The following is a 14,102-nucleotide window of genomic DNA, read 5'->3' on the forward strand; positions in this document are numbered from 1 at the left end:
GAGAAATAGAAAACCAGTTAAAAAGCTCGGCTACATTTTAACCTGGACGGAATTGCCAAGGGGCGTGAGTTTCGTGAACTCTGCTTTGGTACAGCTCGTGGTGAGAAGTTCGTTGTTTTCCGGCCACGACTTAGCGCGCACATTGTAGGCCGGTATAGAGCTCCAGTATCCAGCTTGGCGTTGCGCAGACAGGACCGGCTTGCCGCTGCCCGGCAGTGAGTTGCAAACTCGCCGCATTTGTCGGCCGGCAGTGGCACTTCGCTAAACTGCGGCCAGCGGCACTGCGCCATGCCGCTACTCCACCTGCTTTCCCGTAGCCTTGACCTCCTTGCCTACCCAAATCGACTTCTGGTTCACAAACTCCCGAATGCCCAGGTAGGAAAGCTCGCGGCCATAGCCCGATTTTTTTACTCCGCCAAACGGCAGCTCGGGCATCGACTTCACCAAACCGTTCACAAACACGGCCCCGCTTTCAATCTGGCGGGCCATGGCCTCGCCTTTTTTCGCGTCGCCCGTCCAGACGGCCGCGCCCAGGCCGAAGCGCGAGTCGTTGGCCAAGCGCACGGCATCGTCGGCATTCTTGGCTTCGAGCACCAACGCAACCGGGCCAAACAGCTCCTCGGCATACGCCCGCTGGCCAGGTTTGATGTTCGACAGTATCATGGGCCGGAACAGGGCAGTGCCGGGCTTGGCCTGGCCGCCGTGCAATTCAATTTTCGCACCTTTTGTCACCGAATCCCCTACTTGCTTAGTGAGCTCGTCGGCGAGGTCGGGGCGGGCCAGGGGGCCGTATTGGGTAGCCTCGTCAAGTGGGTCGCCGGGGCGCAGGGCCAGCAGGTGGGTTTTGAGCTGGTTGATGAATTCGCGGCACACGGACTTCTCCACGATGAAGCGCTTGGCGGCAATACAGCTCTGGCCGCTGTTTATCATGCGGCTTTGCGCGGCAGTTTTAGCAGCCAGAGCTAAGTCGGCGTCGGCCAGCACGATAAACGGGTCGGAGCCGCCCAATTCCAGCACGGCTTTTTTGATGTGCTGCCCGGCCACGGCCGCAACGGCCATGCCGGCGCCCTCCGAGCCGGTGAGCGTCACGGCCCGCACGCGGTCGTCGGCCAGCAGCTGTGCTACCTGGTCCGAGTCCACGAGCAAGGTTCGGAAGCAGGCCGGCGGCAGGCCGGCGTCATGAAAGATTTTTTCGAGGGCCAGAGCGCATTGCGGCACGTTGGAGGCATGCTTTAGCAGGCCTACGTTGCCGGCCATCAGGGCCGGGGCGGCAAAGCGCACCACCTGCCAGAAGGGGAAGTTCCAGGGCATTACCGCCAACACCACGCCCAATGGCTGGTAGCTGATAAAGCTGCGGCCGGCATCGGTTTTCACGAGCTCATCGGCTAGAAAAGCCTCGGCGTGTTCGGCGTAATAATCGCAGCAGGTGGCGCACTTCAGGGCTTCGGCGCGGCCGTCAGTAATGGGCTTGCCCATTTCCAGGGCCATTAGGCGGGCCAGGACGTTCTGACGCTCGCGCAATAGCTCGGCGGCGCGCCGCAGCACCCTGGCGCGTTGGGCAAATGGGGTGGCGGCCCAGGCCGGGGCCGCGCGGTGTGCTTGGCCCAGAATGCGTTGGGTTTTAGCCCAGGCAAAAGGGGTAAAGCGGCGCAGCAACCGTCCGGTGTGCGGGTTGAATGATTCGATGGACATAGCTCGGATTGAGAAGGGCGGAAGGGTACCGAAAGGTACAAGCCAATGCAGCCCCTCGCCTTGGTACGGGGGCCACTTGAATGCGGCTTACCTGAACAATATGGCTTTTAACGAGTACTGCAAGCGGCCCGAAGCCCTTCGGTGCCGGCTGATAAGCGCCGAATGGTGGCAATTAGCCGACGCCGCGTATTTTCGTGCGCTTACCAACAGACTTTCCTACCGCTCTATTCCCCCACTTTTAGTTACTCCTGTGTCCGATAACCCCCTTATTTCCCTGCCGCCTGCTGCCGAGGAAGACTTAGTCCGGCGCCTGCAGGCCCGCGACGAATCGGCCATGACGCTGTTTTACGACCGATATTCGGCTGCGCTCTATGGCGTTATTTTCCGCATTGTGAAGGCCGAAGACGAGGCCGAGGACGTGCTGCAGGAAGCACTGGTCAAAATCTGGAACGCCTTTGCCAGCTACGACGCTACCAAAGGCCGGCTTTTCACCTGGGTGCTTAATATTTGCCGCAATCTGAGCATCGACAAAATCCGCTCGCGGCAGCACCGCGTAGGTAGCAAAACAACGGGAATTGATGACAGCCTGACTGCACAGCGGCAAGCGGCCCCCACGTCGTTCCGCCCCGAACACATTGGCTTAAAAGAGATTACGCAGAAACTGATTCCTGAGCAGCGCCTGATTATCGACATGCTCTATTTCGAGGGCTTCACCCAAAGTGAGGTGGCCGAGGAATTGAATATTCCATTGGGTACGGTAAAAACCCGCGCCCGCACTGCCATCAAAGTCCTTAGCAAACTTATTCGTTGAACCTAACCGTGGAAAATTTCCAAGACTATATCGAATCGGGCATCCTGGAGCTGTACGCTCTCGGTGAACTCTCGGCCGCCGAGCAGGCGGACGTGGAGGCCCACGCCGCCACCCATCCCGAGCTTCGGGAAGAGCTGGCGCAGATACAGGCCGCGCTCGGGTTCTACGCCGAAGCCCACGCCGTGGCTCCGCCCGCCGGAATGCGCGAGCGGGTGCTCGGCAATGTAATGGCCCAGATTGCTCCCGCCGCCCGCCCCAGCGCCTCGCTGCGGGCCGATGTTGACGCCCTGACTGCGACTCCCGTGGCCGCCGCCGCAGCGCGTCCCGGCGAAGCCACCATTCGCCCCATGTCGGCTGCCCCGGTGGCTACGCCAGCCAGCCGGTCCAACTGGGCTGTTGCTGCTTCGGTGGCCCTGCTGCTGAGCCTGGGTGCCAACTTCCTGCTGTATTCCAACTGGAAAAATGCCAATGCTCAGGTAGTGGCCCTGCAAAACGAGAAATCCAGTTTCGCTACTACCTCGCAGGTAGTGGAGAAAAAGCTGGGCAATCTGCGCCAGGAAAACCAGGTGCTGCGCGACGACGAGTTCCGTGCCGTGGCCCTGGCTGGCACCAAAGTAGCACCTTCGGCCAAAGCCCGTGTATTCTATAACGTGGCCACCCACAAGGTGTACGTCGATGTGCGCAGCCTGCCCGCCTTGCCGGCTGGCAAACAATACCAGCTTTGGGCCCTCGACAAAGGCAAGCCGATTGATGCGGGCGTGCTGACTGCTGCCACCGCCACCGGCGAAGGCCTGCAGCACATGAAAGACATTGCCAGCGCCCAAACCTTTGCCATGACGGTGGAGCCCACCGGCGGCAGCGCGGGCCCCAACCTCAGCACGATGACAGTAGCAGGTAATATTTAGTTAGCTGCCTGACGGAAACCCATCATTGGCCTTTATAGCTCAGGGGACTTAACGCCGTCTGTTAACCACTTCGGTTAGCAGGCGGCGTTGCTTATCTTGTGCCTTTCTATCAGCTACTGAGTTTATGCACGGCACTATCCTGACCTTGTTAAAGCGCTACGTGCAAACGCAGTACGACCATAGCACCTGGGTGAAGCTGGTAGAGCTGGCGGGCCTTGATAGAGTGGATTTCGACCACAAAAACGTGTATCCCGATGAGCATGTTTATGCCCTGGTTGGGCATGCAGCCGAGATGACCGGGCTGCCGGCCGGTGAGCTACACGAAAAATTTGGGGAGTACCTGGTGCCCGACCTTATGTACATGTACCAGAAACTCCTGCGACCCGAATGGAAAACCCTCGACATGCTGGAGCATACCGAACTCACCATGCACCACCAAGTGCGGAAAGAGCACGCCGAAAACTCGCCACCCGTGCTCGAGGTTACCCGATTAGGTCCCAACGAGCTGATGATTGATTACGTCTCGCCGCGGCGCATGAGCGGGCTGGCCGTGGGCATCGTGCGTGGCTTGGCTGTATATTTCGACGAGGCCGACCGCATCGACGTGATGCCCACGGTTAGTGAAGAAGGCGAACGAGTACGCATTCACGTACGCCGCCGCTGAACCATTGCCTCCCCAGAAAACTTCACTTCAAAACACCACTGTTCCTATGAGCGACTCGACCTACTACAACCCCGCCGACCTGCCCAAATTTGGCAAAATCAGCGAATGGCAGCCTGAAATGGGCCGTAAGTTTTTCGACTATTACGGCGAGGTTTTCAAAGAGGGGGCCCTTTCTGAGCGCGAGAAATCGCTGATTGCCCTGGCTGTGGCCCACGTGGTGCAGTGCCCGTACTGCATCGATGCTTACACTTCCGATTCGCTCCAGAAAGGCGCCGATGAGGCCCAGATGATGGAGGCAGTGCACGTAGGGGCGGCAATAAAGGGTGGTGCTACGCTCGTGCACGCCACCATGATGATGAACAAAGCCAAAGAACTATCAATGTAAGCTTGTCGGAGTGGAAGTTTGGCGCAACCTAAAAAAGGTGCGGCTATGACTTCCGATTTCGTTTTTTCTCGTTTTCTATTTCGCTTCCTGTGTCCTTAGCTCCTACGAAATCGCTCCACGCTCAGCACCACGCCCTGGCTGACTCTTCCTACCAGCTTGATGTGCTAAACCCGGCCCAGACGGCGGGGGCGGGCTTCCCGGCATTTGCCTCCAAGCTGCGCGAAACCGGCTTGCTCCCGCTGCGACCTACGCAGCTGACGGTGCTGCAAGTGAACGTGGGCAAGATGTGCAACCAGGTGTGCAAGCACTGCCATGTGGATGCCGGCCCTGACCGCACGGAGATAATGACTCGTGAAACCATGCAGCAGTGCCTGGACGCGCTGGCCAAAACCGACATCGAATTAGTGGACCTGACGGGTGGCGCTCCCGAGATGAACCCCGATTTCCGGTGGTTTGTGGAGGGGATTTCGGCACTGGGCCGCACCACTATTGTGCGTTGCAACCTCACCATCATCGTCGCCAACAAGAAGTATAACGACCTGCCCGAGTTCTTTGCCAAGCACAAGGTGCGCGTGGTGTCTTCCTTGCCGCACTTCGCCGCCGCCCGCACCGATGCCCAGCGTGGCGAGGGCGTGTTTGCCCGCTCGATGCGCGCCCTGCACATGCTGAATGCCGTGGGATATGGCGTGGAAGGGTCCGGGCTGAGCCTGGACTTGGTGTACAACCCGTCCGGGGCGTTTCTGCCTGGCAACCAAGCGAGTCTGGAACGCGAGTTCAAGCAGCGGCTGAGCCGGGAACACGGCGTTACGTTCAACGATTTGCTGGCAATTACCAATCTGCCGGTGAGCCGTTTTCTCGATTATCTGGTGGAAAGCGGCAACTACGATGCGTACATGGACAAGCTGGTGCAGGCCTACAACCCCACTGCTGCCGCCAATGTAATGTGCCGCAGCACCATTTCGGTGGGCTGGGATGGTTTGCTCTACGACTGCGATTTCAACCAGATGCTTGACTTGCCGGTGGCCCGTACCGCCTCGCAGCACATCCGTGATTTCGACCTGGAGTCGCTGCAGGCCCGGGCCATTGTGGTGAACCAGCACTGCTACGGCTGCACGGCCGGCGCGGGCTCGAGCTGCGGCGGCGCCACGGCGTAGCTGCGCACGCTTACCTTTTCTCATGTTTCCGCTTCGTTTCGTTCGCTTCGGCTGTAGCTTCGGCTTGCTGGTACTGGCGGGCTGTGGCTCGGAAGCCGAGACAACCCCACCCCGCGCAGGCGTGCTTTACCAACAGCTGCTTCGTACCATTTACCGCCACACCGTGCCCACGGTGCCCGCTGCCGCCCTGGCCCAGGAGCTGCAGCGGGCCGCGCCGCCACTGCTGCTCGATGTGCGAACGCCAGCCGAATTTCGGGTGAGCCACCTAACCGGGGCGCGCTTTGTGGATGTCGACTCGGTGCCCACGGCGCAATTTGCCGGCCTCGACCGGGAGCAACCTGTGGTGGTGTACTGCTCGGTGGGCGTGCGCAGCGAACGGCTGGGCGAACGCCTGCACGTACTGGGTTTCCGGCACGTGCGCAACCTCTACGGTGGGCTTTTTGAATGGGTGAATGAAGGCCATCCGGTGGTGAATGCGGCTGGTTCTACGCCCAACGTGCATCCTTATTCCACGTTCTGGGGCAGTTGGCTCCGGCGTGGCCGCAAAGTATATGAGTAACCTAACTGCTGCGGCCCAGGTGCCGCAACCAACTGACTGCCAGCTACTGGTGTTTGCCCGCGTACCGGCCCTGGGCCGCGTAAAGAGCCGGCTGGCAGCTGGAGTAGGCCAGCCCGCTGCTTTGGCCATTTACCGCGAGCTGCTGGCTGTTACTAACGCTGCCATCGTCGAAGCCGGCGTACCCGCCACCGTGTGGCTGGCTGATACGGCCACCGCGGAACCCACTGCCGCCGAAACCCGCGAATGGGCTACCCACGCTGCCTGCTGCCAGCCCGAAGGCGACCTCGGCGCGCGCATGACTACGGCCTTTGCAACGGCGTTTGCTGCCGGAGCGGGACGGGTGGCCATCATTGGCACCGATTGCCCGGGCCTGCGGGCCAGCCACCTAAATCAGGCCTTTGCGGCGCTCGAAGCGGCGGACGTGGTGCTGGGGCCGGCGACCGATGGCGGCTATTACCTGTTGGGGCTGCGCCAGCCGCAGCCGGAGTTGTTTCAGAACAAAACCTGGAGCACCGACTCGGTACTGGCCGATACCCTGGCCGACGCCAAACGGCTGGGCCTGCGTGTAGCCCTGCTGCCGGAACTGCGCGACGTGGACAACGCCGAGGACCTTGCAGCGTGGAATGCTGCCCACCCGGCACTGGCCGGCAGCCCGCTCGCCAAGGGTTGAACTGCCCAACCGTAGGGCGCTACGTGCGTATTTCTACCTATGTATCGACAAACAATGTTATTTACCCTGGGTGTGTTGCTCATGGGCACGGGCTTATCTGCTTGTACCCCAGACGCAGGAAATAAAGAAAAGCCCAAGGCCCGCGCCTCGGTGCAGGCGTTGCAGGGCATCATGCTGCATTTCGATGAGCAGTGGGCCATGCGGAAGTACTGGGAAGATGGCCTGGCCGAAGTGGCGACCTACGATGCCGAGCGCACCGTTTACAAGAAAAAACGGCAGTTCGAGTACACGCTTATCACGGTGAAGGAGGAATTCAACCAGCAGTTTAATGTGAAGACCGACGACTACCAGCGCACCGATTTGTTTCCGGTGATGAAGGTGAACGCGTTCTGTCAGATTCCAACCGAAGAATATCCGTACCACTATCTAACCTCGCTATTTTTTCGGCGCGACCAGCCAGTCGCTTTGTACAAAATGACTTCATCATCGCAGGAGTGGTGCGGTAACACATTCAAGACCATCGTGGATGATGGCTTGAGCCTCAAGGAAAGCTATAACTCTTATTGGGACCAGCAGGGCGTGGGCAGCCGCGACCTGCGCCGCGACGTGCTTCTTGAAGATGCCCTGCCTTATAGCCTCCGTACGCTGCGATTCGACCAGCACCTTGCCTTCGAGCTGGTGGTAATGGACTTGCAGCAGACGAGCAAAGCCAGCCTGCCGGTGTATTACAACGCCCGCCTCAGCACCACCGAGGCGCCGGCTGCCGAAGCCCCGGTGCCGGCCTGGCGTGTAGCCGTGCAACTGGCGCCCGATAAGCAGAACGTGTACTGGTTTGCTAAGGCTTACCCCAACATCCTGCTGCGCCAAACCACCTGGGATGGCCGCAATCTGCGCCTGAAAAGTCAGCGCCGTTATGCGTATTGGCCAAAGTGAGACGCTGCGCTTAATGAAGAATGAGGAATGAAGAATTGGAAAATGGCACGGAGGTCTCGAACTTCCTCATTTCTCATTTCTCATTCCTCATTAAGCGCAGCGTAAGTTCCCAAGACAGCATACCGTATACCACGGAGTATTCCAGCGCTACCAGCCACAGGTTCTCGGTATAGGCCTCGGTGCGGTAGGCCGCGTAGGAGAGCACCGCTGCCCCGCCCCAAACCAGCGGATACCTGAACCGCGAGAGCGGGGCCAGCGCAAGCAGGGGCGTCAGGTACCACGGATGAACTGTGGTGGCCAGCGCATAATAGCCCGTAAACAGGAACAGGAGCGCCACGGGCAGGGTAGTGAGTGTAGGTCGGCGCTCGCGCCAGCTGAGCCCCAAACCAAACAAGGCTGCTGCCAGTGCCAGGGCCGGCCCGATGCGCGCAATTTCGTTGTAGTTGGTGAGGTGGTAGCCGATGGACCGCAGTAGGTAGTAGATGCTGGCATTGAACTCGAAGTTGCGGAAATACAGGTTAAGGCTGCGGCTCATGTTCACCGCCAGCGACTTCGAAAGAAATGGGGCAAATAAGGCCAGCAGCGCACATGCTACCACGGCTGCGTAGGCCGCAAAGCGCCGCCAGCCCAACCGCCGCACCAGTAGCGGCAGCGCCAACAGCGGCAGCAGCTTGGCGGCAACTGCCAGCGCCAGCGCCCCGGCCGAGCGCACCCACCACTGCCGGTGCAACAGCCAGATTGCCAGCAGCACAAAGCAAATGGCCAGCGCCTCAAAATGCAGGTTGCCGGTGAGCTCGACGATGGCCAGCGGATGCAACAGGTAGCGCAACGCCCGCGCTGCCGGCCAGCCCATTGCAGCCAGTAGCGCCAGCAACAGCCAGGCGGTGCCCGCTTCGGCCAGTAGCACGGCCAGCCGCAGGGACGTCACGAAGCCTCGGTCGGAAGTGGGAAACAGCCGGGCCGCCGTACCAAAAATGGCCTGGCACACCGGCGGGTACACGGAGTAATAGTGCGGTGAGTTCAGTTGGCGGTAGAGTAGCTGCAGCTGCGGCAGCACCTGGGCGCGGGTAGCAGCGTCGGGGAAAGCCGTGCGGGCTCCATCGGCAATGAGCTCATCAGGCCGAAACTGGAAGGGGTTGATGCCGTGGGCCACCAGCAGGCCATCCCAGCGGAAGCGGTGCACGTCGTCGGACAGCGCGGGCTGGGCGGGTAGCCACAACAGCCGCAGCACCAGCGCCGCGCCCAGGCCCCAGCGCAGCGGCAGCCGCGTGCGTAGCAGCCAGGCGTAGGCCGCCAGGGCCACTGCCATTAACCCAAGCAGCTGCCCAAACTGCGCTCGTGGCGTGGCATAGGCCAACGCCGCGTACGCCGCCGCCGAGAGCAGCAGGGCCAGAAGCTGAGAAACGGAGGGAAGCTTGCGCTGCACAGGAGGCTGCAATAGGAGCGGAGAACCAGAAGCGAGGTTGAAATTCGAGGATAGAAAGCTGGACGTCAGCGGGCAGGCTCTTCACCAGCAAGCACCGGAGACGGGCAACTAGCAACCTACTTATCGTCATGCACCGAGTAGTAACAAATGGCTGCGAAGCCAATGGTTAGCAGCGTGTGGAAGGGCAGGAGGCCAAAGTCGTTGAAGTAGATGCCGGCGGCCAGTCCGAAGGCGAAGTACAGCGCCAATAGGCCTTCCATTACTACCAGGGCGCCCACGCCGCCGGTGCGGTAGCGGCGGCGCTTGCCCGGACCTTTGCTGCCAGCCTTGGGGGTGCGCACAAAGGGCGTGCGCTGCCCCCGCCAGCCCAGCATAACGGCGCGGGCGTTGTGCAAAGACAAGCCCATGGACACCGACAGGAACAGCAAAAAGAACCCCGGGTAGCGCCACAGCGGCTTGTTGGGGTGAGCCAGTCGCCAGGCAGTGTAGTAGTAATAGATGAGTGGCGTAAACCCAATCAGAAAGACGGAAGCCAGCTGAAACACCGCTTTAAACTCGTGGTGCTGGGCCCGCACGAACACCAGGGGCACACTAAGCAAAGCCATGAGCATGATGACGATGTACACCGAGCTGTTGAGCAGGTGAAACGTAGCCTGCAGCTTCACGGCCAGCGGCTGCTGCGAGCGCCACATCTGGCCCAGGTGCTTGTGCGCGGTCTCGGCCGCGCCCTTGGTCCAGCGGAACTGCTGCGATTTGAGGGCGTCCATCACTGCCGGCAATTCGGCGGGGGCCACAATGTCGGGGCGGTACACGAAGCGCCAGTTGCGCAGTTGGGCCCGGTAGCTCAGGTCGAGGTCTTCGGTGAGGGTATCGGTGTGCCAGCCGCCGGCGTCGTCGATGCAGGCCCGCCGCCACACCCCGCCGGTGCCGTTGAAATTGATGAAGTAACCCGCGAACGTGCGGCCCACCTGCTCAATGAGGAAGTGGGCGTTCAGCCCAAACGCTTGCAGGCGGGTCAGCAGGTCCTCGTTTTCGTTGAGGTGACCCCAGCGCGTTTGCACCACGCCAATCTGCTCATCCGGCAAAAAATACGGCATGACGCGCTGCAGGAAATCAGGCTCGGGCACGAAGTCGGCGTCGAAAATGGCCACGTACTCGTCGGTGTTGCCTTCGAGCCCAAAGCGCAGCGCCCCGGCCTTGAAGCCGTGGCGGTCGGGCCGCCGCACGTGGCTGATGTGCAGGCCACGAGCCGCGTGGTGCGCCACGCGGGCCGCGGCCAGCGCTACGGTAGCATCGTTCGAGTCGTCGAGTACCTGAATGTGCAGCCGGTCGGCCGGGTAGTCGAGTGCGGCACAGGCGTCGATGACGCGTTCCACCACGTTTTGCTCGTTATAAAGCGGCAGCTGCACTAATACCGAAGGCCAAGTGGACGGCGCGGCCGGGGCAGGCGGCAGGCCTTGTTTATAGGCCCGCAGCGCCAGCCGTGTGAGCTGCCACTGGCCCACGCTGAAGCCCAGAATGAACAGCAGGCACAGCACGTAGAGCACCACCAGCAAAATTGGCAGTACCGCCATCAGAAACAGGAAACGTAAGCGTGCAACAAAGCGAGAAAAGTGTGGCGCCTGGTCTGTGCGGGCCAAAACCCTGCCCAGTGGCCCGAATTACCAGTATTTGAAAATCGTCCAGAGAATTTTGTAGCCGGCCCCCAGCGTGCCCTTCACCGTGCCCGACACCTTGCTGGTACCAATGCGCTTGCGGTAGCGCACCGGCACTTCCACGGTGCGCAGGCCCAGGCGGGCAACTTTTACTTGCATCTCAACCGTCCAGCCGTAGGTTTTGTCTTCCATGCCGATGGCTTGGAGCGCACTGGCCGTAATAGCCCGAAACGGGCCTAAATCGGTGACCTTGCCGCCGTAGCGCATATTCAGCAGACGGGCAGCCAGCCAGTTGCCGAAGCGCTGCTGGGGCATGAGCGAACCTTTTTCGCGCTCGCCCAGGGCCCGCGAGCCAATGACCATATCGGCCTCCCCGCGCAGGAGCGGGGCGAGTAGTTCGGGCATTTGTTCGGGAAAATCGGAGTGGTCGCCGTCGAGAAATACGACGAGGTCGGGCCACTTGGATTTGTGGGGACCGAAAGCGTGGGCCATGCCCGCCAGGCAGGCGTAGCCGTAGCCGGGGCGGGGCTCGTGCAGCACGGTGGCGCCACTGGCACGGGCAACAGTGCCGGTGCCATCTGTCGAGTTATTGTCGACTACAATTATCTCGTGGGCAAGCCCCTGCGGAATTTCGGCCAGCACCAACGCTATGGCCCCCGCCTCGTTGTGGGCCGGGATGATAACGCTGATGCGGGGCTGCGGCATGAAAGAGAGTAGGCTGACGGGTTACAAAGATGACGCCTTTGCCCACAAAGACTTACACGGGCCGTACTTTGCGGGCTCAATTCAACGTTTTTACCATGCTTCAGGTAGGCCAGCCCGCACCCGACTTCACCCTCACCACCACTTCCGGCCAGCCATTTCGCCTGGCCGACCAGCGCGGCCGCCACGTCGTTCTCTATTTCTACCCCAAAGACGACACCCCCGGCTGCACCGCCGAAGCCTGCTCGTTCCGTGACCAGTACGAAGACTTTAAGGACTTGGGCGCTGAAGTCGTAGGCATCAGCTCCGACAGCGAGAAGTCGCACCAGAAATTCACCCAGAAGCACCGCCTGCCTTTCGAGCTGCTGGCCGATACCGAAGGCAAAGTGCGCAAGCTCTACGAAGTGCCCCGCGCCCTGCTGGGCCTGCTGCCCGGCCGCGTTACCTTCGTGATTGACAAAAAAGGTGTTGTCCAGTACATCTTCAACTCCCTGAGCGGCGCCACCGACCACGTGAGCAATGCGATGGACGTTCTAAAGGGGCTGAAATAGGCGTTTTATACCACTTCTATCATGGGAACACTCCTCATTGACCAGATTAGTCAGGCGCAGTCTAGCCAGAAGATGATTTCGCTGCATACCACCAGCGGGAATACCTTTCTAGGCTACGTGCTCAACCTAAACCCAGAATTACTGCTGTTGCGAAGCATCACCCGGCAAGGGCTGCTCACGGGTGTGCGGAGCATCAAAATGGAGGATATTTCGCGGGTTGATTTCGATGACCGTTACATCCGTTTGGTCGAATTCAAAGAGCACAACCCCGAAATTGCCATCGGACAGCCCACTACGCCTGATGTTTCGGCCACCGATTACCTGACTATGACCAGCTTGTTACAAAAGGCTCAACAGTCTCGGCAGTTGGTGTTCCTCGAAACTGGTGGCGATTACGATTTCTACGGCTATGTTTCTGATGTAAGTGACGACGAACTGCTGCTAGAGGTATACACCCAATATGGCGAAGCTGACGGCAAAACTGTGCTTGCCATCGACTTCATCCGCAACGTGATATGGAGCGACGAAATTACGCGCACAATCGAACTACTCTTGCGCGATAATCCGGCAGGTGCTAGTCGCTGGGGTTGAGAATATTGGTTTCAGCCCAGTACCAGCCGGCCCGCAACAAGCAGCCCTGGCACCGTCCAAAGGCTCACCAGTGTAACCAAGACAGTATTTTTGTAAAGAATTTTATCTGGCATCAAGTCAGTAAAGATGTTACAGTTTTTATAGCCAAGTCACTTATTTCTTCGCTTTGTATTCTTCTCTAATCCAGCGAACGGCTCGCGGCACTACTTCTGTTGGCTTGAGCGGCTCGTCGGGTGCTATTGAGTGGCCATACGGTACCAGGCGGCGGTCGGCGAGCACAGCGGTTGTCAGCCAGATAATGGACCCATCGGATAAATAAAAGGAGCTATTGCAGGTAGATACTCCGCACGTGCCCGCCCCAAAGCTTCTGGTGTGCTTTCTGGCTTTGAAGGCAACCGCGACCGCCTCTCCCGAACTGGCTGTTAGGGTATCCGTCAGCACGGCCACTACAGGTTGGGCAGACTTAAGCGTATAATAATTGGCTGTTTCGGCCTGTACGTCGCCGTCCAGCAACGCCTTGCCTTTTTCGTACCGCCACGCGGTTTTAATATTATTCGAGTCAAAAAAATAGCCAAGTGTATCTTCTCCCAAAATCGGCCCTGCCACCACGAGCATCGGCCACATATTACCCCCCATATTCCCTCTCAAATCCACGAGCCAGCCTTTTAACTCCCGCTTATCCCGCTCCTTGATTTGGGCTTGCACGCTAGTTATATACGCGTCCAGCTTTTCCTGACTGCCGACAACCCAAGGAATTCTAATGTAGCCGATGTCCCCAGGAACCGGCTCGTCGAGGTATATCGGGGGCTGCTTAGGAGTGGGTAGTTCGGGGCCCTTCACCGGGCGGGCGGGTACAAAAAAACTGTGCTTATCGCCCAAGGCAACGATGGCAAATACAACCGCTGGATAGGCCTGCTCAATTGTTTTGGCGCCGCTTGCTTCCGCTAGCAGGTTCTTCTTGAAATCTACCCAGTTTATTGCCGCCCGATTAATGGAATTGGCTTGCATAATACTGACTACCTCCTCCAAATATTTCCGCACCGCAGGTGAGGGGGGCTTACGTTCTGCACTACAAGAGGCAAAAACGAAGAATAAAATACAGAGCTTGACCGTCATGTTTGCGTGTCATATTAAAACAAAGCGGCCCGAAGTGCCGAAAAGCGCCCACCAGCACCCGCACACCGGTAACCACCGTTGCCACGGGCAGAAACACCAAGGTCGTGAACAGCAGCGGCTAAAACACGAAGAAGGTATTGTGCATCTGTATATCCAGTTCCGGGTGCCACAGGTACTTATAGCCCAGCAGCTGGTTCAGCAAAGCCCACGAAAAAGCCCAGCTGCCAAGCAGCCAGGCCAGTTCGCGAATCCAGATGCGGGCAGGGCCGGACCGGGAAATCATCTTCC

The 14,102-nt window shown here is 59.6% G+C and carries 16 protein-coding genes; 10 read left to right on the forward strand and 6 right to left on the reverse strand.

Annotation, left to right across the window (positions count from 1 at the left end; all coding sequences use genetic code 11):
- Positions 1-294: 294 nt before the first annotated feature.
- Entirely contained in the window at positions 295-1,692 is a 1,398-nt protein-coding gene (locus ABD837_RS01495) for an NAD-dependent succinate-semialdehyde dehydrogenase (RefSeq protein WP_345049426.1), read from the reverse strand.
- 250 nt (positions 1,693-1,942) lie between these two features.
- Between ABD837_RS01495 and ABD837_RS01500 the strand changes: the two genes are divergently transcribed.
- From ABD837_RS01500 to ABD837_RS01535, 8 genes are all read left to right on the forward strand, one after another.
- Positions 1,943-2,503: an RNA polymerase sigma factor gene (locus tag ABD837_RS01500; protein ID WP_345049429.1), complete on the forward strand. Its 561-nt coding sequence runs from the start codon at positions 1,943-1,945 to the stop codon at positions 2,501-2,503.
- 8 nt (positions 2,504-2,511) lie between these two features.
- Entirely contained in the window at positions 2,512-3,408 is an 897-nt protein-coding gene (locus ABD837_RS01505; RefSeq protein ID WP_345049431.1) for an anti-sigma factor, read from the forward strand.
- A gap of 124 nt (positions 3,409-3,532) precedes the next feature.
- On the forward strand, positions 3,533-4,072 hold the full coding sequence (locus ABD837_RS01510; protein ID WP_345049434.1) for a heme NO-binding domain-containing protein: 540 nt from the start codon (positions 3,533-3,535) through the stop codon (positions 4,070-4,072).
- Between the two features lie 46 nt (positions 4,073-4,118).
- A complete protein-coding gene (locus ABD837_RS01515) occupies positions 4,119-4,457 on the forward strand; it encodes an arsenosugar biosynthesis-associated peroxidase-like protein (RefSeq protein ID WP_345049436.1) in 339 nt (112 codons plus the stop codon).
- Positions 4,458-4,546: 89 nt separating this feature from the next.
- The gene (gene arsS, locus ABD837_RS01520; RefSeq protein WP_345049438.1) at positions 4,547-5,611 is read left to right on the forward strand and encodes an arsenosugar biosynthesis radical SAM (seleno)protein ArsS; all 1,065 of its coding nucleotides are present in this window, start codon (positions 4,547-4,549) and stop codon (positions 5,609-5,611) included.
- A 22-nt stretch (positions 5,612-5,633) separates the two neighbouring features.
- The gene (locus ABD837_RS01525) at positions 5,634-6,170 is read left to right on the forward strand and encodes a rhodanese-like domain-containing protein (RefSeq protein WP_345049441.1); all 537 of its coding nucleotides are present in this window, start codon (positions 5,634-5,636) and stop codon (positions 6,168-6,170) included.
- On the forward strand, positions 6,163-6,840 hold the full coding sequence (locus ABD837_RS01530) for a TIGR04282 family arsenosugar biosynthesis glycosyltransferase (RefSeq protein ID WP_345049444.1): 678 nt from the start codon (positions 6,163-6,165) through the stop codon (positions 6,838-6,840). Before ABD837_RS01525 ends, ABD837_RS01530 begins: the two co-directional genes overlap by 8 nt.
- Before the next feature lie 54 nt (positions 6,841-6,894).
- Positions 6,895-7,773, forward strand: a complete 879-nt coding sequence (locus tag ABD837_RS01535) for a hypothetical protein (RefSeq protein WP_345049446.1) — start codon at positions 6,895-6,897, stop codon at positions 7,771-7,773.
- Positions 7,774-7,846: 73 nt separating this feature from the next.
- Here ABD837_RS01535 and ABD837_RS01540 read toward each other — a convergent pair whose 3' ends face one another.
- The 3 genes from ABD837_RS01540 to ABD837_RS01550 form a co-directional block, all read right to left on the reverse strand.
- Complete coding sequence (locus tag ABD837_RS01540) at positions 7,847-9,199, reverse strand: MptA/MptB family glycosyltransferase (RefSeq protein ID WP_345049449.1); 1,353 nt, start codon at positions 9,197-9,199, stop codon at positions 7,847-7,849.
- Positions 9,200-9,315: 116 nt separating this feature from the next.
- Entirely contained in the window at positions 9,316-10,773 is a 1,458-nt protein-coding gene (locus ABD837_RS01545) for a glycosyltransferase (protein WP_345049453.1), read from the reverse strand.
- A gap of 87 nt (positions 10,774-10,860) precedes the next feature.
- Entirely contained in the window at positions 10,861-11,559 is a 699-nt protein-coding gene (locus ABD837_RS01550) for a glycosyltransferase family 2 protein (RefSeq protein WP_345049455.1), read from the reverse strand.
- Between the two features lie 95 nt (positions 11,560-11,654).
- On the opposite strand from ABD837_RS01550, the gene ABD837_RS01555 reads away from it, so the two are divergent.
- The gene (locus ABD837_RS01555) at positions 11,655-12,107 is read left to right on the forward strand and encodes a peroxiredoxin (RefSeq protein WP_345049457.1); all 453 of its coding nucleotides are present in this window, start codon (positions 11,655-11,657) and stop codon (positions 12,105-12,107) included.
- A gap of 21 nt (positions 12,108-12,128) precedes the next feature.
- Complete coding sequence (locus ABD837_RS01560; protein ID WP_345049459.1) at positions 12,129-12,698, forward strand: hypothetical protein; 570 nt, start codon at positions 12,129-12,131, stop codon at positions 12,696-12,698.
- A 153-nt stretch (positions 12,699-12,851) separates the two neighbouring features.
- Here the strand turns inward: ABD837_RS01560 and ABD837_RS01565 are convergent, their stop codons facing one another.
- Positions 12,852-13,814, reverse strand: a complete 963-nt coding sequence (locus ABD837_RS01565) for a S41 family peptidase (protein ID WP_345049462.1) — start codon at positions 13,812-13,814, stop codon at positions 12,852-12,854.
- A gap of 118 nt (positions 13,815-13,932) precedes the next feature.
- Positions 13,933-14,097 (reverse strand): hypothetical protein, encoded by a 165-nt coding sequence (locus ABD837_RS01570; protein WP_345049465.1) that lies wholly within the window; start codon positions 14,095-14,097, stop codon positions 13,933-13,935.
- Between the last annotated feature and the right edge of the window lie 5 nt (positions 14,098-14,102).

The organism is Hymenobacter glaciei (genome assembly GCF_039539585.1).
Classification (GTDB): Bacteria; Bacteroidota; Bacteroidia; order Cytophagales; family Hymenobacteraceae; genus Hymenobacter; species Hymenobacter glaciei.